Source organism: Aquisalimonas sp. 2447 (assembly GCF_012044895.1).
In the GTDB taxonomy this organism is placed as follows: Bacteria; Pseudomonadota; Gammaproteobacteria; order Nitrococcales; family Aquisalimonadaceae; genus Aquisalimonas.
The window spans coordinates 1,184,839-1,203,350 of the sequence record NZ_CP050695.1 but is presented as its reverse complement, the minus strand read 5'-3'; the positions used below and the strand labels follow the sequence as shown (position 1 = coordinate 1,203,350).

The window sequence follows — 18,512 nt, the reverse complement described above, 5'->3', positions numbered from 1 at the left end:
GGAAACCGGGACATCCTGTCACGCCTCAGCGACGAATGAACCAGCAGCGATGAATCCGCTGGTTGCGCTGGAAGTCCGGCGGGATGGACCAGTCGGTGCAGTCCTCCGCACGCAGTCCCTGCAGGGCGTCGGTGTCCAGGCGGAAACGGCGCAGGTTGGTGGAGAAGATCAATACGCCGTCCTCGCTCAGCATCCGGGCGGCCGCCCGGATGAGCCCGGCATGATCCCGCTGCACATCCAGAGTCGCCTTCATGCGCGCGGAATTTGAGAAACTCGGCGGATCCAGCAGGATCACGTCGTAGCCGGTGTCCCGCCCGTGCCCCGCGGATTCGCGGAGCCACTCCAGGCAGTCCGCATGGACCAGCCGGTGCATCCTGCCCGCGTCATGGCCGTTGGCCTCCAGGTTACGTCGTGCCCAGTCCAGGTAGGTTTTCGACAGATCGACGCTGGTGGTATGGCTGGCACCGCCGCGGGCCGCGTGTACGGTCGCCGCGCCGGTGTAGGCAAACAGATTGAGGAACGACCGGCCGGAGACGTTGGCGCCGATCCACTCCCGCACCGGGCGGTGGTCCAGGAACAGACCGGTGTCCAGATAGTCGGTGAAGTTGACCAACAGCCGCACACTGCCCTCTTCCACCGTGTAATACTGCCCCTCCTGGCCCTGGCGCTGATACTGCGCCTTCCCCTTCTGGCGCTGGCGCACCTTGAGGGTCACGTGCTCCGGTGCCACGTCCGCTGCAGCCGGCAACGCCCCCAGGGCTTGCCGCAGGCGCCGGCCGGCGTCACGGGCATCCACTGACTTGGGCGCGGCATATTCCTGCACGTGCAGCCACGAGCCCGCTTCCAGCGTCTGATAGCGATCCACCGCCAGGGCGTACTCGGGGATGTCCGCGTCGTAGAGGCGGTAACAGCTCACCCCGGTGCGTTTCAGCCAGCCCTTGAGTCTGCGCTGGTTCTTGCGCAGCCGGTTGACCAGCGGCGCCGCCGCATCGTCCTCGCCTTCGCCGGTGCCAGCGGCGGGGCTGCGATCGGCTTCCCCCAGCACGAAGCGCTCCAGGCTGCACTGGATGGGCCCGTTGCGCACCGACCAGCGGCGATCGGGCCGTAGCCCGAGCTCTGCGCCGGCACCGTTGAGCACCATGGCAGTCCAGCCGGGAAACTCCCGGCGCAGCACGTCACCAAGACGGGCGTACAACGGCACCAGGCTGGCATCACTGCCCAGACGCTCGCCGTAGGGCGGATTGGTGACCACCAGCCCCGGCGCGTTCGCCTTCGCCGGCGCCGCCAGCCGCGCCAGCTCACGCCGCTCCACGTGGACGGTACCGGTGAGATCGGCGTCGGCAATCGTCTGCAGTGCGGTGCGCACGGCCTGGGCATCGTGGTCGTAACCGATAATGGGCGGTACCTGCGGCAAGCCCTGTTCCCGCCGCTCCAGGGCCTTGTCGACAAGATCCTTCCAGCAGGCGTCATCGTGCCCCTGCCAGCCCAGGAACCCCCAGTGGGTCCGCAGCAGCCCCGGCGCCACGCCACCGGCCATGAACGCGCCCTCCACCAGCACGGTGCCTGAACCACAGAAGGGATCCACCAGCGGACCACCCGCCGCGGCGATTTCGGGCCAGCCGGCGCGCAACAGCATGGCCGCCGCCAGGTTCTCCTTGAGCGGCGCCATGCCACCCGGACGGCGGTAGCCCCGCCGATGCAGGCTTTCCCCGGACAGGTCCAGGGACAGAGTCACCGCCTCGCCCACCTGGTAGACGTGCACGCGCAGGTCGGCGTGCTCCACGTCGACATCCGGACGCTCTCCGGTGGCCGCGCGCACGCTGTCCACCAGCGCGTCCTTGACCTTGAGGCTGCCGTAGTGAGTGTGGCCGACGGCGGGCCGGATGCCGCCGAAGCGCACGGCGATGGTCGATCCGGGCCGCATGATGGCGGTCCAGTCCAGTTCACGGGCGCCGGCATAGAGTGCCTCGGCGTCGGCGGCAGCGAACCGCGCCAGCGGCAGGAGAATCCGGTTGCCCACCCGCGACCAGAGGCAGGCGCGGTACGCCAGCTCCAGGGGGCCGCTGAAGCCGACGCCACCCTGCTGACGGCTGACTTCGAGGGCGCCCAGATGAGTGAGCTCATCGGCCAGCAGCCCTTCCAGCCCGCCAGGGCAGGTGGCGACGAAATGATGCTGCTCGCTGGACATCTCAGGGGCCTCTAACTGGTCAGGCCGGCATTGTACGCGTCCGGCAGGCAGCCGGGTAACGGTGACCCGCCACCCGCGGGAGCCGATCTGGCATAATCAGGCCTTTCCGCAAGCGCAGCGAGTCGAGGTTTCATGCAACGCAAGATCCTGGTCACCAGTGCCCTGCCCTACGCCAACGGCCCCATTCACCTGGGCCACCTGGTGGAGTACATCCAGACGGACATCTGGGTGCGCTTCCAGAAGCTCCGGGGCAACCGTTGCATCTACGTCTGCGCCGACGACGCCCACGGCACTCCGATCATGCTGAAGGCCCGGGAGCTCGGGATCACGCCGGAGGAGCTCATCGAGCGGATCGGCCGGGAGCACCAGGAGGACTTCGCCGCCTTCGGCATCGATTTCGACAACTACTACACCACCCATTCCCGGGAAAACCGCGAGCTCTCGGAGCTGATCTACGAGCGCAACCGCGATGCCGGCCATATCGACAGCCGCACCATCAAACAGGCCTATGATCCAGATGAGGGCATGTTCCTGCCCGATCGCTACATCAAGGGCGAATGCCCGCGCTGCGGGGCGGCAGATCAGTACGGCGACTCATGCGAGGCCTGCGGCGCCACCTACACGCCCACGGACCTGAACAACCCCGTGTCCGTGCTCTCCGGCGCCACCCCGGAGGAACGGGAGTCCCTGCACTACTTCTTCCGCCTGCAGGATTTCGAGGACATGCTCAAGGAATGGGCCCGCGGCGGTCACGTGCAGCCGGAGGTGGCCAACAAGCTCGAGGAGTGGTTCCAGGAAGGCCTCCGCGAGTGGGACATCTCCCGGGATGCGCCCTACTTCGGCTTCAAGATCCCGGGCACCGAGGACAAGTATTTCTACGTCTGGCTGGATGCGCCCATCGGCTACATGGCCAGCTTCCGCAACTGGTGCGAGCGCAACGGCGAGGATTTCGACGCCTGGTGGAACGCGGACACAGACACTGAGCTGTATCACTTCATCGGCAAGGACATCGTCTACTTTCACGCCCTGTTCTGGCCGGCCATGCTCCACGGCGCCGGCTTCCGCAAGCCGACCAAGATCTGCGCCCACGGGTTCATGACCGTGGACGGTGCGAAGATGTCCAAGTCCCGCGGCACCTTCATCATGGCCGCGACGTATCGCCATCACCTGAACCCGGAATACCTGCGCTATTACCTGGCCGCCAAGCTGGGCAGCAACGTCCATGACCTGGACCTGAACCTGGACGATTTCACCCAGCGGGTGAATTCGGACCTGGTGGGCAAGCTGGTGAACATTGCCAGCCGCAGCGCCGGCTTCATCAGCAAGCGCTTCGACGGCACGCTGGCAAACGAACTGCCGGCACCCGAGGTCTACCGGGAGTTCGTGGCCCGCGGCGAGCAGATCGCCGAGCTGTACGAGAACCGGGAGTTCTCCCGGGTGATCCGCGAGGTCATGGCCCTGGCGGATCAGGCCAACCAGTACTTCGACGAGGCGCAGCCGTGGGTGCTGGCGAAGCAGGACGAGACGCTGCCGCAGGTGCAGGCCATCTGCACCCAGACGCTCAACCTGTTCCGTGTGCTCATGGTCTACCTGAAGCCGGTGGTGCCGAAAATCGCCGCCGAGGCGGAGGCGTTCCTGAATCTGGAGCCCCAGGACTGGCAGTCCATTCGCTCCCCGCTGCTGGGCCACAGCATCAACCGCTTCAAGGCCCTGGCAACGCGGGTGGAGCGTGCCGACGTGGATGCCGTTATCGAAGACTCGAAGGCAACCATGGCCCCGAAGGCGGAAACCGCCGCCGAATACGGACCGCTGGCGGACAATCCCATCGCCGATCCGGTGGACATCAACACCTTCGGCCAGGTGGATCTGCGGGTCGCCCGCATCGACGAGGCCGCCCTGGTGGACGGCGCCGACAAGCTGCTGCAACTCACCCTGGACCTCGGCGGCGAGACCCGCAACGTCTTTGCCGGCCTGCGCTCGGCCTACGCGCCGGAGGACCTGCGCGGGCGCCTGACAGTCATGGTGGCCAATCTGGAGCCGCGCAAGATGCGCTTCGGCGTCTCCGAGGGCATGGTCCTGGCAGCCGGTCCCGGCGGCGACGAGCTGTTCATCCTGGAGCCGGACTCGGGGGCCAAGCCGGGAATGCGGGTGAAGTAGGCAACCGTAGGGCGGACCTTCAGGTCCACCATGACGGCCTTCGATGAACCGCCTCGGCATTCAGTATCGTAGGGCGGACCTTCAGGTCCGCCGTCTCCAGACAGGCAGGCCAAGGCGGCGTATCGAAGCCTGATCGGCGGACCTGAAGGTCCGCCCTACCGGAGTCGTTGCCAAACCATGACCGAACTCGCCCTCATCCTTGTCGCCACGGTCCTGGTCAACAACTTCGTGTTGACCCAGTTCCTGGGGCTGTGTCCTTTCATGGGGGTGTCGCGGAAGGTGGAGTCGGCGCTGGGCATGGCGCTTGCCACCGGATTCGTGCTCACGCTCTCCTCCGTGGTCAGCTATCTGGTGAATACCCTCGTCCTGGCACCCCTGGGCCTGGAATACCTGCGCACCATCGCCTTCATCCTGGTCATCGCCGCCGTGGTGCAGTTCACCGAGATGATGGTGCGCTACACCAGCCCGCTGCTGCACAAGGTACTGGGCATTTTCCTGCCGCTGATCACCACCAACTGCGCCGTGCTCGGGGTCGCTCTGCTCAACGTCCAGCAACAGCACAGTTTCATCGCTTCCGCGTTGTACGGCTTCGGCGCCGCTGCCGGCTTTGCCCTGGTGCTGGTCCTGTTCGCCGGCCTCCGGGAGCGTCTGGCGGTAGCGGATGTGCCCGTCCCCTTCCGCGGCGCGGCTATCGCGCTGATCACCGCGGGCATCATGTCCCTCGCCTTCATGGGTTTCACGGGGCTGGTGCGGTTGTAGGGGGCGGCGTATCAAACCCCTGATCGGCGGACGTCGGGTAGGCCGGCCGGTTACCCGGCCGGCCCCCCACAGATCCACTCGTGCGGGTTTCCCGCAAGTGGCTCCTCGTGTGAGTGGCTTCGCTACGTGGCGCAGATCCTGGCCCGGGCGAGCGGGTAACACTCCAGGAACCGGGAGAACTCCGACCACGGGATCGCCGCCTTCTGCGAGCGCCGCGACAGCCATCGGTGCCAGGAGCGCATCGCCTGGGAGCGGACCTGGTCGATCGCTGCAAAGTTACCACGCACGCCGAAGTAGGCGTAGTGGCCCCGGAGTCTGCGGTTCAGGGCTTGCCACTGCTCAACCACGGGGTGATGCCGCATCACACAGCACCAACGATCGATTGCATGCATGGCCCGGCGCAGCCGATCCCGCGCCGTCTTGCGCTTGACCACCCAGCGCCCTCGCCTCGACCGCCCCCAGTAGTGGGTGAAGCCGAGAAAATCGAAGGTCTCCGGGTGCGGTCCTCCGCCCGATCCGGGCCGGTCGAACCGCACAACCCGGGTCTTCTCCGGGTGGAGTTCCAGCCCGTAGCGCGCAAAACGCTTGGGCAGCACCTCCATCACCCGCCGGGCATCGCTCTCGCAGGCGAACACCAGCAGCGCATCGTCGGCAAAACGCACCAGGTGCGCCTCACCGCGCAACCGGGGCCGGACACTGTCCTCGAACCACGTATCCAGCACCTCGTGGAGGAAAATGTTGGCGAGCATCGGCGAGATCACCCCGCCCTGCGGGTGCCCCGCCAGGCTGGCGCCACTGCCCTTCCTCCAGCACGCCGGCGTTCAACCATTTGCCGATCAACCGAACCAGCACGCCGTCACGTACCCGCCGACGCAGCACCTCCCGCAACAGACCATGGTCGACCCGGTCAAAGAACTTGCGCACGTCAAGATCAATCACCCAGCCACCGCCCATCGCCATCAACGGCCGCCAGACCGCCTGCAGCGCCTGGTGCGCCGAGCGTCCCGGGCGGAAGCCGTACGAGCCCTCGTGGAACTCCGGCTCGTAGACCGCCTCCAGCACCATCGCCACCGCCCGCTGGAGCACCTTGTCCTCAAACGTCGGAATGCCGAGCGCTCGGCGCTCGCTCCCGTCACCCTTGGGGATCGAGGTGCCCCGCACCGGCGGCGCCCGGTACGCCCCGGACTTCGCCCGCTCCAGCAGCGAGCTCAGGTTCGCCTCAAGCTCCTCGCCGTAGGCGGCACCCGTGCGGCCATCAACGCCCGGCGCCCCGTCCTTGCGCGTGCGTCGATACGCCTCACGCAACCACGCCTCGTCAATGTGATGGGCCAACGTCAAAAGCGGCCTGTCCGGAAGACGCCGCGCCAGATCCGCTATCTGTTGGCATCGCGTTGAGATGAGATCAGAGTCCAATGCCTCCGCCATCGGTCCCTCCAACAGCTCCACTCACACGGTCTCCCCTTCCCCTTCACCGGGTCCGCTGGGGCGCGTTCCCCGGCTGCTCCGGTACTATGGGAGACTCCGACTGCCTGCCGCCCGTCTGGCACCGCTCTGGCTGTCCTCGCAGCACCATACCGCCGCAGCGCCCTCAGCCTTCGCTCCAGCAGCAGGAGGACGCTCCCACCACTGGCCCGGACTGCGGATCAGCGGTCGCCCGCACCGTCTACTTCTTAGGCGGAGACGACAGGCCCTCCCAGGTTCCTGGGGGACCCCAGTGTGCCCATGCCCCGCTCTCGGACCCCGGCGGGCACACCACACCAGGCCTCTACAGTGCAGCGTTACTGCCTTCCGGTCTTCAGACACCGTCGGCACCCACAATGTCGCGGATTTCGGGGCTCAATCACGCAGCCTGGACACTCGCTGTCTACGCTTCACCACAGCAGTTACCCACTGCAGCGCAAGACTCGCTTCCGGCTGGTGGCCAACCTCTACCGGGCGGGCTCAACGGCCCGCTGGGTCCCTCTCGCAATTTCATGGCCGCCTCCATGCCACCAATCCCAAGCGACCAGGCTTCGCCTGGCGCTCCTGAAGGTCCGCCCTACGCCGCCGGCCCGCTTGGAACGGCGCGTGTAGGAGCGGCGCAAGCCGCGACCATCCCAGAGCGCTCGATGCCGGACGAACCAAGGCACCCACCATCAAGCTGGCACGGCCGCTGATCGGGTGATTCGGTCACGGACCGTCTCCAGCCATGGACGGCTGGAGACGAGCCTACAGGGACGTACTTGCGGCGTGTCCGTGACCGGATTACCCGATCAGCGGCCCCGGATCGAAGGCACGGATCCGACGGTGAGACAATCCTCCTTGCCCTGGGATGGTCGCGGCTTACGCCGCTCCTAAGGTGGCGCGACGGGATCAATGGATGCTCCGGGATGGTCGTGGCTGAAGCCGCGCCCACAACATGCCATCATAGGGGATTGAATCCGGTAGCATCGACGCACTCTGATGGCAACGGCAATCCTGGCAATCGGCATCCTGGCCGCAGTGTTCGGCCTGATCCTCGGCTATGCCGCCGTGCGACTGCGGCCCGAGTCCGATCCGGTGGTGGAGCAGATCGATGCCCTGCTGCCGCAGACCCAGTGCGCCCAGTGCGGCTACCCGGGGTGCCGGCCCTATGCCGAGGCCATTGCCAGCAGCGCGGCGGAGATCAACCAGTGCCCGCCCGGCGGGGAGAAGACCATCCGCGACCTGGCCCACCTGCTGGACCGTGAACCGTTGCCGCTGAACGCCGAATACGGCGAGGCCAAGACCCAGGCCACCGTTGCCTGGATCGACGAGAGCCGGTGCATCGGCTGCACCCTGTGTATCCAGGCCTGCCCCGTGGACGCCATCATCGGCGCCCAACGCCAGATGCACACCGTGGTGGAAGAGCTTTGCACCGGCTGCGACCTCTGCGTCGACCCCTGTCCGGTGGACTGCATCCACATGGTCCCCGTGCAGACCACCACCCGCAACTGGCGCTGGCCCCTGCCGGACAACACCCCCGACCGCATGGCCTCCTGATGACAACGGCATGAGCATCGGTGACCTGTTCGGCTTCCCCGGCGGTATCCGCCTGGCGGGGTACAAGGAGGCGTCCACCGATGCCCCGGTGATGGAGCTGCCCCTGCCGGAGGAACTGGTCGTGCCACTGGGCCTGCACGGAGGGGATGCTGCGGAAGCCCTTGTTTCAGCGGGTGACCGCGTCGCCCGGGGCACCTGCATCGGCCGCCCGCCGGGCGACTTCGGCGTCAGCGTACACGCGCCCTCCTCCGGCATGGTGACGGTGGTGGAACCGCGCCCGGTGCCGCACCCCTCCGGTCTGCCGGAAACCTGCATCGTCCTCGCCACCGACGGCGAAGACCGCACCGATCCGGACGCGTACCCGCCCCTGCCGGAGTGGCAGGCCATGGACCCCACCACCCTGCTGGAGCGCATCGCGGGCTGCGGCGTCGCCGGCCTCGGCGGCGCCGCCTTCCCCACCACCGTCAAACTGACCCCGCCGGCCGACTGCGCCATCGGAACCCTGATCATCAACGCCATCGAGTGCGAGCCGTGGATCACCTGCGACGACATGCTGCTGCGGGAACGGGCGGACGACGTGGTCACCGGGGCGCGGATCATGGCGCACATTCTCGACGCCGACCGCACCGTGATCGCCCTGGAGGACAACAAACTGACCGCCCGGCAGGCGCTGGAACAAGCGGTGGAACAGCAGGGCGCGACCACCATCGAGATTGTTCGGGTTCCCGTGATCTACCCGGCCGGCGGCGAAAAGCAGCTCATCCATACCCTCACCGGCCGCGAGGTCCCTTCGGGTGGCCTGCCGGCGGAAGTGGGCGTGCTCTGCCACAACGCCGGCACCGCCGCCGCCACGGCGCGGGCCGTGTGCCAGGGCGGACCGCTCACCGAGCGCATAATTACTGTGGCCGGCACCGGCATCGGTGCGCCCCGCAACCTGCGGGTGCGCCTGGGGACATCGGTTCGCACCTTGCTGGAAGCCACTGCCACGAACCCTGACAGCCTGACCCGGCTCATCGTCGGCGGCCCCATGATGGGATTCACCCTGGAGACGGCCGACGTCCCGGTGACCAAGGGGTTCAACTGCCTCCTGGCCACCACGGAGGAGCCAGACGCAGCGCGGGAGCCCGCCATGCCGTGTATCCGGTGCGGCGACTGCGCCGAGGTCTGCCCCATGACTCTGCAGCCGCAGCAGCTCTACTGGCACGCCCGCGCCCGGGACTTCGATGACCTTCGCCGGAACGGGCTGTTCGACTGCATCGAGTGCGGCGCCTGCGCCTACGTGTGCCCCAGCCATATCCCGCTGGCGGGAATCTACCGCCACGCCAAATCCGCCATTCGCGCCGCCGACCAGGAGCAGCAGGAGGCAGAAGCCGCCCGCCAGCGCTACGCGTTCCGGCAGGCGCGTCTCGAGCGGGAACGCCGAGAACGAGAAGAGCGCCGACGGCGCAAGAAGAAGGCCCTGCAAGGTGATACGGAGACAACCGGCAAACCCGACAAGAAGGCGGAAATTCAAGCCGCCATCGCCCGGGCCCGGGACAGGAAACGCGGGGGCGGTGGCGACCAATGAGCCTGCAAAGCGGACCCGCGCCCCATATCCATGCCGGTACCAGCGTCTCCCTGGTGATGCGCCGAGTGCTCTACGCGCTGGTTCCGGGCGTCGCCGCCATGACGCTGCTGTTCGGCTGGGGTGTGCTGGTGAACGTGCTGGTGGCCGTTTTCGCCGCCGTGGCCACGGAGACGGCCATGCTGCGCCTGCGGGGGCGCCCGGTGCGGCTGTTCCTGAGCGACTGGAGCGCGATCGTTACCGCCGTGTTGCTGGCCCTGGCCCTGCCACCGCTGCTGCCTGCCTGGATAACCGTCCTGGGTGTGGCCTTCGGCCTGGTGTTCGGCAAGCATCTCTACGGCGGCCTGGGCTACAACCCCTTCAACCCGGCCATGGTGGGCTACGTGGTGCTGCTCATCGCCTTTCCCCAGGCCATGACCCAGTGGCTACCGCCCACGCTCATGGCCGACACCACGCTCGGGCCGCTGGAGACGCTGCGTGCCATGCTCACCGGCGGGCTGCCAGAGGGGCTCAGCGTCGATGCCATCACTCACGCCACCCCGCTCGACCATGTGCGCACCGAGCTCGGCGACGGACTGACCATCGGCGAGCTGCGCGGCGGGCCGCTGTTCGGGGTGTTTGCCGGTAGCGGCTGGGAGTGGATCAACCTGCTGTTCCTGGCCGGCGGTGCCTGGCTGCTGTGGATGCGGGTGATCCGTTGGCAGATCCCGGTGGGCGTGCTGGCCGGCATGGCCGTGCCGGCGCTGGTGTTCTGGGTGGCCAATCCTGATCAGCACCTGTCACCTCTGTTCCACCTGCTGAGCGGTGGCGCCATGCTGGGCGCGTTCTTCATCGCCACGGATCCCGTATCCGCGGCCACGACACCACGGGGGCGACTGTTGTTCGGCCTGGGGATCGGCCTGCTCGCCTGGATCATCCGCACCTGGGGCGGCTATCCCGATGGCATCGCCTTCGCCGTATTGCTCATGAACATGACCGTACCTCTGCTGGACCGCTACACCCGACCGCGGATTTTCGGCCACGGCGGAGGTACTTCGTGAGTCTGCCGGCGGAACTGTTGCGCACCATGGCCCGGGCCGTGGGGCTGCTGGTGGCCGTGGCGGTGGCCGGGGTGGCGGTGGTGAGCTTCACCCATCTGCAGACCCGGGAGCACATCGACACCCGCCAGCACGAGCAGACGCTGCGGCAGCTGGACGCGGTCCTCCCGGCGGCCGCCTATACCAACAACCCGGCCGAGGAGACCATCACCATCGACGACGGCCGGCTGGGGACCGATGAACCGGTGACCGTCTACCGCGCCCGCCACAATGGCGAGCCGGTGGCCGTCATCCTGCCGGTCACGGCCCCGGACGGCTACAGCGGTCCCATCGAACTGCTGGTGGCCATCCGCGCCGATGGCAGCGTGGCCGGCGTGCGGGTGCTGAACCACCGGGAAACACCGGGCCTGGGGGACGCCATTGAATCGGCCCGCAGCGACTGGCTGGAGGGATTCGAGGATCGCAGCCTGGGCGATCCACCCCGGGAGGGCTGGACAGTCCACCGGCGGGGTGGTGAGTTCGACGGCATCAGCGGGGCCACGATTACCGCCCGGGCCGTGATCCAGGCCGTCGCCCGGGCGCTGGATGTCTTCGAGGACCGGAGGGACGAACTGCTCGGGGAACGCCGGGAGTCCGGGGACACGTAGCACCCGTAGGGCGGACCTTCAGGTCCGCCGCTCGGGCTTCGATTGAGCCACCTTGGCTTGCATGTCTTGCACAGCGGACGTCGGGTAGGCCGGCCGGTTACCCGGCCGGCCCCCACAGATCCACTCGTGCGGGTTTCCCGCAAGTGGCTCCTCGTGTGAGTGGCTTCGCTACGTGGCGCAGATCCTGGCCCGGGCGAGCGGGTAACACTCCAGGAACCGGGAGAACTCCGACCACGGGATCGCCGCCTTCTGCGAGCGCCGCGACAGCCATCGGTGCCAGGAGCGCATCGCCTGGGAGCGGACCTGGTCGATCGCTGCAAAGTTACCACGCACGCCGAAGTAGGCGTAGTGGCCCCGGAGTCTGCGGTTCAGGGCTTGCCACTGCTCAACCACGGGGTGATGCCGCATCACACAGCACCAACGATCGATTGCATGCATGGCCCGGCGCAGCCGATCCCGCGCCGTCTTGCGCTTGACCACCCAGCGCCCTCGCCTCGACCGCCCCCAGTAGTGGGTGAAGCCGAGAAAATCGAAGGTCTCCGGGTGCGGTCCTCCGCCCGATCCGGGCCGGTCGAACCGCACAACCCGGGTCTTCTCCGGGTGGAGTTCCAGCCCGTAGCGCGCAAAACGCTTGGGCAGCACCTCCATCACCCGCCGGGCATCGCTCTCGCAGGCGAACACCAGCAGCGCATCGTCGGCAAAACGCACCAGGTGCGCCTCACCGCGCAACCGGGGCCGGACACTGTCCTCGAACCACGTATCCAGCACCTCGTGGAGGAAAATGTTGGCGAGCATCGGCGAGATCACCCCGCCCTGCGGGTGCCCCGCCAGGCTGGCGCCACTGCCCTTCCTCCAGCACGCCGGCGTTCAACCATTTGCCGATCAACCGAACCAGCACGCCGTCACGTACCCGCCGACGCAGCACCTCCCGCAACAGACCATGGTCGACCCGGTCAAAGAACTTGCGCACGTCAAGATCAATCACCCAGCCACCGCCCATCGCCATCAACGGCCGCCAGACCGCCTGCAGCGCCTGGTGCGCCGAGCGTCCCGGGCGGAAGCCGTACGAGCCCTCGTGGAACTCCGGCTCGTAGACCGCCTCCAGCACCATCGCCACCGCCCGCTGGAGCACCTTGTCCTCAAACGTCGGAATGCCGAGCGCTCGGCGCTCGCTCCCGTCACCCTTGGGGATCGAGGTGCCCCGCACCGGCGGCGCCCGGTACGCCCCGGACTTCGCCCGCTCCAGCAGCGAGCTCAGGTTCGCCTCAAGCTCCTCGCCGTAGGCGGCACCCGTGCGACCATCAACGCCCGGCGCCCCGTCCTTGCGCGTGCGTCGATACGCCTCACGCAACCACGCCTCGTCAATGTGATGGGCCAACGTCAAAAGCGGCCTGTCCGGAAGACGCCGCGCCAGATCCGCTATCTGTTGGCATCGCGTTGAGATGAGATCAGAGTCCAATGCCTCCGCCATCGGTCCCTCCAACAGCTCCACTCACACGGTCTCCCCTTCCCCTTCACCGGGTCCGCTGGGGCGCGTTCCCCGGCTGCTCCGGTACTATGGGAGACTCCGACTGCCTGCCGCCCGTCTGGCACCGCTCTGGCTGTCCTCGCAGCACCATACCGCCGCAGCGCCCTCAGCCTTCGCTCCAGCAGCAGGAGGACGCTCCCACCACTGGCCCGGACTGCGGATCAGCGGTCGCCCGCACCGTCTACTTCTTAGGCGGAGACGACAGGCCCTCCCAGGTTCCTGGGGGACCCCAATGTGCCCATGCCCCGCTCTCGGACCCCGGCGGGCACACCACACCAGGCCTCTACAGTGCAGCGTTACTGCCTTCCGGTCTTCAGACACCGTCGGCACCCACAATGTCGCGGATTTCGGGGCTCAATCACGCAGCCTGGACACTCGCTGTCTACGCTTCACCACAGCAGTTACCCACTGCAGCGCAAGACTCGCTTCCGGCTGGTGGCCAACCTCTACCGGGCGGGCTCAACGGCCCGCTGGGTCCCTCTCGCAATTTCATGGCCGCCTCCATGCCACCAATCCCAAGCGACCAGGCTTCGCGTGGTCCACCCTACAGGTCCGCCAACTCCGCTACAATACGCTCCGGCACCGGAGCACGACCCGATACCCCATGGCCGATACCGACTACAAGCACCTCGCCCGCGAAGGCCTGTGGACCAACAACCCTGGCCTAGTGCAGCTGCTGGGCCTGTGCCCGCTGCTGGCGGTGAGCAACACCACGGTGAATGCCCTGGCCCTGGGGCTTGCCACCACGCTGGTGCTGCTGGGGTCCAACGTCACCGTGTCCCTGATCCGCCACGCGGCACGGCCGGAGATCCGCATACCGGTGTTCGTGCTGATCATCGCCTCGTTTGTCACCATGGTGGAACTGGTGATGAACGCCTTCTTCCACGAACTGTTCCTGATCCTGGGGATATTCATCCCGCTGATCGTCACCAATTGCGCCATTCTCGGCCGCGCCGAGGCGTTCGCCTCACGCATCACCCCCGGTCCGGCTGCCTTCGACGGTCTGATGATGGGAATCGGCTTCACCGGCGTACTGGTGGCCCTGGGTGCCATGCGGGAGCTGCTGGGGCACGGTTCGCTGCTGCGCGACGCCCACCTGCTGTTCGGCGCCCCCGGCCGGGCCATGAGCCTGCAAGTGGTGCCCGTGGATCAGGGTTTCCTGCTGGCGCTGCTGCCACCGGGCGCCTTCATCGGCCTCGGGCTGCTACTGGCATTGAAGAACGCCATCGACGGGCACCTGGAGCGGCGCGCCGCCGCCGACGTTCCGGTGGACAAACCGGCCACCGGCCTGCAGAGTTCCTGACCTTCGCCCCCTGTGATCAAGATTCCTCGCTACCATGAACAAGGAAAAACGCGCAGACATCTTCCGGCGCCTGCGGGAAAACAACCCGGGCCCCACCACCGAACTGCACTACAGCACGCCGTTCGAGCTCCTGGTGGCCGTTGTGCTGTCTGCCCAGGCCACCGACCGCGGCGTCAACAAGGCCACCGCCAATCTGTTCCCGGTGGCCAGCACACCCGAAGCGATCCTGGCGCTGGGCGAAGACGGCCTGAAGGAGCACATCAAGACCATCGGCCTGTTCAACAGCAAGGCGGCCAACATCATCAAACTCTGCCGCATGCTGGTGGACCGACACGGCGGCGAGGTTCCTCGCACCCGCCAGGAGCTCGAGGCGTTACCCGGGGTCGGGCGCAAGACGGCCAATGTCATCCTCAACACGGCCTTCGGCGAACCCACCATGGCAGTGGATACGCACATCTTCCGGGTCGCCAATCGAACCGGCCTGGCACCGGGGAAGAACGTGCGGGAAGTGGAGGACCGGCTCATGCGCTGGACGCCCCGGGAATTCCTCCAGGACGCCCACCACTGGCTGATCCTGCACGGACGCTACGTCTGCGTGGCGCGCAAGCCGCGCTGCGGGGCCTGCGTCATCCATGACCTGTGTGAGTACCGGGACAAGACCGAGGCGTAGCTCTTGCGGTCGGCCCCGGGGGAAATTCATCGATCATCCGGGGCGTCAAACTTCTCCGGACGCAGCACCTCCACGTCCTCCAGGTACAGGACCATGGCGAAATCTTCGAAGTAGTCCCGATGCAGGCGCGTGGAAATCTGTCGGGCCACGGCCTCCTCGCAGATCACCTCCAGGCGGATATTGCCACCGGTCTCGAAATCCGCCGAGCGCAGCCCGCGCTCGCCCTGACCGCGCGCCTCGGTGATCGTGTAACCCCGAGCTCCCGCTTCCATGGCGCAGCGAACGAGCTGGCGCTCCAGGGCCTGTTCAGTGATCACGGTCAGCAGCTTCCGGTTCATGGCTTCAGCCTCCTGCCCCGGGGTAGACGGCGCTCAACACCGCATAATACAGCGGAACCCCCACCAGCACATTGAAGGGGAACGTGATCGCCAGCGACGCCGTCAGCGAAAGCCCGGGATTCGCCTCCGGGACGGACAGGCGCATGGCGGCCGGTGCCGCAATATAGGAGGCGCTGGCCCCGAGCACCGCCAGCAGCAGGGCACCGCCCAGGCTCATGGCCATGAGCCACGCGAACACGGCGCCGACTGCCGCCCCCAGGAGCGGAAAGCCCAGCGCGAACGCCAGCAGGAAGGTGCCATGGCGCCGGATGGCACCGGACTGTGAGGCCGCGACCAGCCCCATTTCCAGCAGGAAAAGCGCCAGGAATCCCTTGAAGGCGTCGATGAACAGTGGTTCCAGATCGCTGATGCCCTGGCGCCCGACCAGCAGTCCGATGAGCAGGCCACCCAGAAGGAGCACCACGCCTTTGCCCAGGAACACCTCGTGGAGCACGTCAGACCACCCGTTCTGCGGCCGCAGCCCCCGCACCAGGACAATACCGAGCAGGATGGCCGGCACTTCCAGCACCACGACGAACGCAGCGGAGTAGGCCTCGTAAGAGATGCCCACAGTGTCCAGGAAGGCCACAGCCACGGCATAGGTGCCGACACTGACGGAGCCATAGTGGGCAGCGATGGCGGCGGCATCCGAGCGGGGCAATCCGCGGGACAGCCGCAGCAGGCCGAAAGCGATCAGGCCGAGGACGACCCCCATCACCAGCACTGCGCCCAGCCGCGGCAGAATCTGCAACAGATCCGCCTCCGCCAGCTCCACGCCGCCCTTGAGGCCGATGGACAGCAGCAGGATCACTGTCAGCAGCTCATACACCGCCGACGGCAGGCGCATCTCTGCACGCAGCAGCCCCGCGCCGAAGCCCAGAATGAAGAACAGGATCACCGGATCCAGCTGCAAGACGCCCCCCGCTCCTGCATGTACCCGGCAGAATCCTAGCATGCTAGGGTACGGCGTACGTAGATACCGCATCGCATTACCACTTCCGGAGCACCATGTTCTCCAACGACCGCGCCACCCTCCGACGCCAGTACCTGGATGCCTGGCGCAAGTACCGCGATGGCGAACCATGCACACCGCTGGAGACCATGATCGGCACGGTGGTCGCCGAGCATCCCGAATACCACGCCCTGCTGGAGGATCCGGACCAGGCGGTGGATGCGGACTGGCAGCCGGAGGGCGGTGCCACCAATCCGTTCCTGCACATGGGCCTGCATCTGGCACTGCGGGAACAGGTTGCCGGGGACCGCCCGGCCGGCATACGCGCCGTCCACGAGCGGCTCACCCGGAAACTGGGCGATCACCTGGACGCCGAACACCGCATGATGGAGCCGCTGGCCGAAGCCATGTGGAACGCGCAACGCAGTGGCGGCATGCCCGATGAACAGGCCTACCTCGCCGCCCTGCGGGGACTGGTGCCGCGGACGACATAGAACAAGGCAATCGTCAAGCGTTATCCTTTACCCGTTTGCCCTCGCACCGGTACAATGGAAGGTTCATTCAAAGTCAGAGGTTCTCCCTAATGCAGATTGCTAAGGACAAGGTCGTTGCCATCGACTACACCCTGAAGGACGACGACGGCAGCGTCCTGGATACGTCCGAGGGCAAAGAGCCGCTTGCGTACCTGCACGGTTCCGGCAACATCATCCCCGGCCTGGAGAAGGCCCTGGAAGGCAAAGCTCAGGGCGACGAAGTGAACGTCCAGGTTCCGCCGGAAGAAGCCTACGGCGAGCGGCGCGACGACCTCCAGCAGGTGGTGCCGCGGAGTCTCTTCCAGGGCGTGGACGAGCTCCAGGTGGGCATGCAGTTCCAGGCCCAGTCCGAAGGCGGTGAGCAGATCGTTACCATCGCGGGTATCGACGGCGACGACATCACTGTGGACGCCAATCACCCCATGGCCGGCGTGCCGCTGAACTTCGAGGTCAAGGTCGTGGAAGTCCGCGAGGCCACCGACGAAGAGAAAGAACACGGGCACGCGCACTAAGCGCGACCACCGGGTTTACCAGAGGGTGCGGCGTCCCCGGGGCGCCGCACTTTTTTGGGCAGCTACTTGATAAAGCGTTGCTGCACGCGGCGGAACAGGTCCGTATCGGCGCGATTGAGCCATTCGAAGGCCACCATCTCCCGGGTCACCACCCGAACCCCCTCGCCGCGCATCCGCTCCAGGGCCATTTCCGTATCCACGGGACGGCGGCTTGATACGGCGTCGGCGACCACATAGACCTCGTAGCCGCTGCGGACCAGCCCCAGGGCGCTTTGCATCACGCACACGTGCGCCTCGGTGCCGGTGATCACGATCTGACGACGCCCCAGCCCGGCGAGTTGCCGGCGGATGGCATCAGACTCCATACATGAAAAGTGCACCTTTTCCATCAGCTCGTCGTCCAGCACCAGGGCGCGCGTCGCTGCAACCGTGGGTCCCAACCCCTGTGGATACTGCTCGGTCAGACGCACCGGCAGGTCCACCTCGCGGGCCACCTTGATCAACCATCCCACATTCTCGATCACGCGCTCGCTTTCATGGATGGCCGGCGCCAGCTTCTCCTGGACATCCACCACCAGCAGACACGACTGTTCCGCGGAAATCAGCACTGGTTTCTCCCTCTGTTCTGAAGCGACGCCACCCAGCAACGGTTCATGGGTGTTGCATGCGATAAACCGCCGAGAGCTGTTCGGCTCCCGTAAGCGTGACGCCGAGATCGGACAGTCGTCCATTGGCGAGCCGATAGATCCAGCCATGCACGGCGAGCGCCTGGCCCCGGGCCCAGGCATTCTGCACGATCGTGGTCAAGGCAGTGTTATAGACCTGCGCCACAACATTCAGCTCGCATAAGCGGTCGACCCGGGCTTCCCCCTCCATCGCCTCGACAGCTTCCCGGTTGTGCTGCCACACGTCCTTGATCTGTCCCAGCCAGGCGTCGATCCGGCCATGCTGCTGATCGCCAAGAGCTGCTTTAACGCCGCCGCAACCGTAATGCCCGCAAACAATCACGTCCCGCACCTGCAGTACGTCAACCGCGTACTGCAGCACTGCCATGCAGTTGAGGTCGGTGCCGGAGACAACGTTGGCAATGTTCCGGTGGACGAACATCTCACCCGGCCCGAGATCCACCATCTGCGTGGCGGGCACCCGGCTGTCCGCGCAGCCGATCCACAGGTAGCGTGGCGCCTGCCCCTCGGCCTGGCGCCTGAAGTACTCCGGGTCCTCGGCCTGCATGCGTTCCGCCCAAGCCCGGTTGGCCTCGAGCAGCACCTCAGGGGGAGGACCG

Annotated in this window: 19 protein-coding genes; 10 read left to right on the top strand and 9 right to left on the bottom strand. The window is 66.8% G+C overall.

The window, feature by feature from the left end:
- Positions 1–25: 25 nt before the first annotated feature.
- Complete coding sequence (rlmKL, locus tag KU884_RS05575) at positions 26–2,188, bottom strand: bifunctional 23S rRNA (guanine(2069)-N(7))-methyltransferase RlmK/23S rRNA (guanine(2445)-N(2))-methyltransferase RlmL (protein ID WP_167781686.1); 2,163 nt, start codon at positions 2,186–2,188, stop codon at positions 26–28.
- A gap of 132 nt (positions 2,189–2,320) precedes the next feature.
- Between rlmKL and metG the strand changes: the two genes are divergently transcribed.
- Complete coding sequence (gene metG / locus KU884_RS05570) at positions 2,321–4,345, top strand: methionine--tRNA ligase (protein WP_167781685.1); 2,025 nt, start codon at positions 2,321–2,323, stop codon at positions 4,343–4,345.
- Positions 4,346–4,522: 177 nt separating this feature from the next.
- Entirely contained in the window at positions 4,523–5,104 is a 582-nt protein-coding gene (gene rsxA / locus KU884_RS05565; protein WP_167781684.1) for an electron transport complex subunit RsxA, read from the top strand.
- 122 nt (positions 5,105–5,226) lie between these two features.
- Here the strand turns inward: rsxA and KU884_RS18900 are convergent, their stop codons facing one another.
- Both KU884_RS18900 and KU884_RS18895 read right to left on the bottom strand, forming a co-directional pair.
- Entirely contained in the window at positions 5,227–5,853 is a 627-nt protein-coding gene (locus tag KU884_RS18900; RefSeq protein ID WP_254432049.1) for a reverse transcriptase domain-containing protein, read from the bottom strand.
- Complete coding sequence (locus tag KU884_RS18895; protein ID WP_254432122.1) at positions 5,777–6,436, bottom strand: reverse transcriptase domain-containing protein; 660 nt, start codon at positions 6,434–6,436, stop codon at positions 5,777–5,779. The genes KU884_RS18900 and KU884_RS18895 overlap by 77 nt, the downstream gene beginning before the upstream one ends.
- 1,110 nt (positions 6,437–7,546) lie before the next feature.
- Between KU884_RS18895 and rsxB the strand changes: the two genes are divergently transcribed.
- From rsxB to rsxG, 4 genes are read left to right on the top strand one after another with little or no spacing between them, the layout of a single operon-like run.
- Positions 7,547–8,104 (top strand): electron transport complex subunit RsxB, encoded by a 558-nt coding sequence (gene rsxB, locus KU884_RS05555; protein WP_167781683.1) that lies wholly within the window; start codon positions 7,547–7,549, stop codon positions 8,102–8,104.
- 10 nt (positions 8,105–8,114) lie between these two features.
- On the top strand, positions 8,115–9,671 hold the full coding sequence (gene rsxC / locus KU884_RS05550; RefSeq protein ID WP_167781682.1) for an electron transport complex subunit RsxC: 1,557 nt from the start codon (positions 8,115–8,117) through the stop codon (positions 9,669–9,671).
- Positions 9,668–10,708 (top strand): electron transport complex subunit RsxD, encoded by a 1,041-nt coding sequence (gene rsxD, locus KU884_RS05545; RefSeq protein WP_167781681.1) that lies wholly within the window; start codon positions 9,668–9,670, stop codon positions 10,706–10,708. Before rsxC ends, rsxD begins: the two co-directional genes overlap by 4 nt.
- Entirely contained in the window at positions 10,705–11,352 is a 648-nt protein-coding gene (rsxG, locus tag KU884_RS05540) for an electron transport complex subunit RsxG (RefSeq protein ID WP_254432184.1), read from the top strand. The genes rsxD and rsxG overlap by 4 nt, the downstream gene beginning before the upstream one ends.
- A 168-nt stretch (positions 11,353–11,520) precedes the next feature.
- Here the strand turns inward: rsxG and KU884_RS18890 are convergent, their stop codons facing one another.
- Both KU884_RS18890 and KU884_RS18885 read right to left on the bottom strand, forming a co-directional pair.
- The gene (locus KU884_RS18890) at positions 11,521–12,147 is read right to left on the bottom strand and encodes a reverse transcriptase domain-containing protein (RefSeq protein WP_254432049.1); all 627 of its coding nucleotides are present in this window, start codon (positions 12,145–12,147) and stop codon (positions 11,521–11,523) included.
- Entirely contained in the window at positions 12,071–12,730 is a 660-nt protein-coding gene (locus tag KU884_RS18885) for a reverse transcriptase domain-containing protein (RefSeq protein ID WP_254432122.1), read from the bottom strand. The genes KU884_RS18890 and KU884_RS18885 overlap by 77 nt, the downstream gene beginning before the upstream one ends.
- A gap of 754 nt (positions 12,731–13,484) precedes the next feature.
- Between KU884_RS18885 and KU884_RS05530 the strand changes: the two genes are divergently transcribed.
- Positions 13,485–14,183, top strand: a complete 699-nt coding sequence (locus KU884_RS05530) for an electron transport complex subunit E (RefSeq protein WP_167781680.1) — start codon at positions 13,485–13,487, stop codon at positions 14,181–14,183.
- Between the two features lie 34 nt (positions 14,184–14,217).
- Positions 14,218–14,853, top strand: a complete 636-nt coding sequence (gene nth / locus KU884_RS05525; RefSeq protein WP_167781679.1) for an endonuclease III — start codon at positions 14,218–14,220, stop codon at positions 14,851–14,853.
- A 26-nt stretch (positions 14,854–14,879) separates the two neighbouring features.
- Here the strand turns inward: nth and KU884_RS05520 are convergent, their stop codons facing one another.
- A complete protein-coding gene (locus KU884_RS05520; protein WP_167781678.1) occupies positions 14,880–15,191 on the bottom strand; it encodes a P-II family nitrogen regulator in 312 nt (103 codons plus the stop codon).
- A gap of 4 nt (positions 15,192–15,195) precedes the next feature.
- Positions 15,196–16,143, bottom strand: a complete 948-nt coding sequence (locus KU884_RS05515; protein ID WP_167781677.1) for a sodium-dependent bicarbonate transport family permease — start codon at positions 16,141–16,143, stop codon at positions 15,196–15,198.
- A 95-nt stretch (positions 16,144–16,238) separates the two neighbouring features.
- Here KU884_RS05515 and KU884_RS05510 point away from each other — a divergent pair, with 95 nt between their 5' ends.
- Together KU884_RS05510 and KU884_RS05505 are read left to right on the top strand one after the other, a co-directional pair.
- Positions 16,239–16,676, top strand: a complete 438-nt coding sequence (locus KU884_RS05510) for a DUF1841 family protein (RefSeq protein WP_167781676.1) — start codon at positions 16,239–16,241, stop codon at positions 16,674–16,676.
- Positions 16,677–16,765: 89 nt separating this feature from the next.
- Entirely contained in the window at positions 16,766–17,227 is a 462-nt protein-coding gene (locus tag KU884_RS05505) for a peptidylprolyl isomerase (RefSeq protein ID WP_167781675.1), read from the top strand.
- Between the two features lie 62 nt (positions 17,228–17,289).
- Here KU884_RS05505 and KU884_RS05500 read toward each other — a convergent pair whose 3' ends face one another.
- Both KU884_RS05500 and can read right to left on the bottom strand, forming a co-directional pair.
- Positions 17,290–17,835, bottom strand: coding sequence for a hydrolase (locus tag KU884_RS05500; protein WP_167781674.1), 546 nt, complete (start codon positions 17,833–17,835; stop codon positions 17,290–17,292).
- 43 nt (positions 17,836–17,878) lie between these two features.
- Positions 17,879–18,460, bottom strand: coding sequence for a carbonate dehydratase (can, locus tag KU884_RS05495; RefSeq protein ID WP_254432183.1), 582 nt, complete (start codon positions 18,458–18,460; stop codon positions 17,879–17,881).
- Between the last annotated feature and the right edge of the window lie 52 nt (positions 18,461–18,512).

Excerpts from the sequence above, each read along its gene's own strand:
- rlmKL (WP_167781686.1), bottom strand. The coding sequence starts at position 2,188 with ATGTCCAGCGAGCAGCATCATTTCGTCGCCACCTGCCCTGGCGGGCTG.
- metG (WP_167781685.1), top strand. The coding sequence starts at position 2,321 with ATGCAACGCAAGATCCTGGTCACCAGTGCCCTGCCCTACGCCAACGGC.
- rsxA (WP_167781684.1), top strand. The coding sequence starts at position 4,523 with ATGACCGAACTCGCCCTCATCCTTGTCGCCACGGTCCTGGTCAACAAC.
- KU884_RS18900 (WP_254432049.1), bottom strand. The coding sequence starts at position 5,853 with ATGCTCGCCAACATTTTCCTCCACGAGGTGCTGGATACGTGGTTCGAG.
- rsxB (WP_167781683.1), top strand. The coding sequence starts at position 7,547 with ATGGCAACGGCAATCCTGGCAATCGGCATCCTGGCCGCAGTGTTCGGC.
- rsxC (WP_167781682.1), top strand. The coding sequence starts at position 8,115 with ATGAGCATCGGTGACCTGTTCGGCTTCCCCGGCGGTATCCGCCTGGCG.
- rsxD (WP_167781681.1), top strand. The coding sequence starts at position 9,668 with ATGAGCCTGCAAAGCGGACCCGCGCCCCATATCCATGCCGGTACCAGC.
- KU884_RS18890 (WP_254432049.1), bottom strand. The coding sequence starts at position 12,147 with ATGCTCGCCAACATTTTCCTCCACGAGGTGCTGGATACGTGGTTCGAG.
- KU884_RS05530 (WP_167781680.1), top strand. The coding sequence starts at position 13,485 with ATGGCCGATACCGACTACAAGCACCTCGCCCGCGAAGGCCTGTGGACC.
- nth (WP_167781679.1), top strand. The coding sequence starts at position 14,218 with ATGAACAAGGAAAAACGCGCAGACATCTTCCGGCGCCTGCGGGAAAAC.
- KU884_RS05520 (WP_167781678.1), bottom strand. The coding sequence starts at position 15,191 with ATGAACCGGAAGCTGCTGACCGTGATCACTGAACAGGCCCTGGAGCGC.
- KU884_RS05510 (WP_167781676.1), top strand. The coding sequence starts at position 16,239 with ATGTTCTCCAACGACCGCGCCACCCTCCGACGCCAGTACCTGGATGCC.
- KU884_RS05505 (WP_167781675.1), top strand. The coding sequence starts at position 16,766 with ATGCAGATTGCTAAGGACAAGGTCGTTGCCATCGACTACACCCTGAAG.
- can (WP_254432183.1), bottom strand. The coding sequence starts at position 18,460 with ATGCAGGCCGAGGACCCGGAGTACTTCAGGCGCCAGGCCGAGGGGCAG.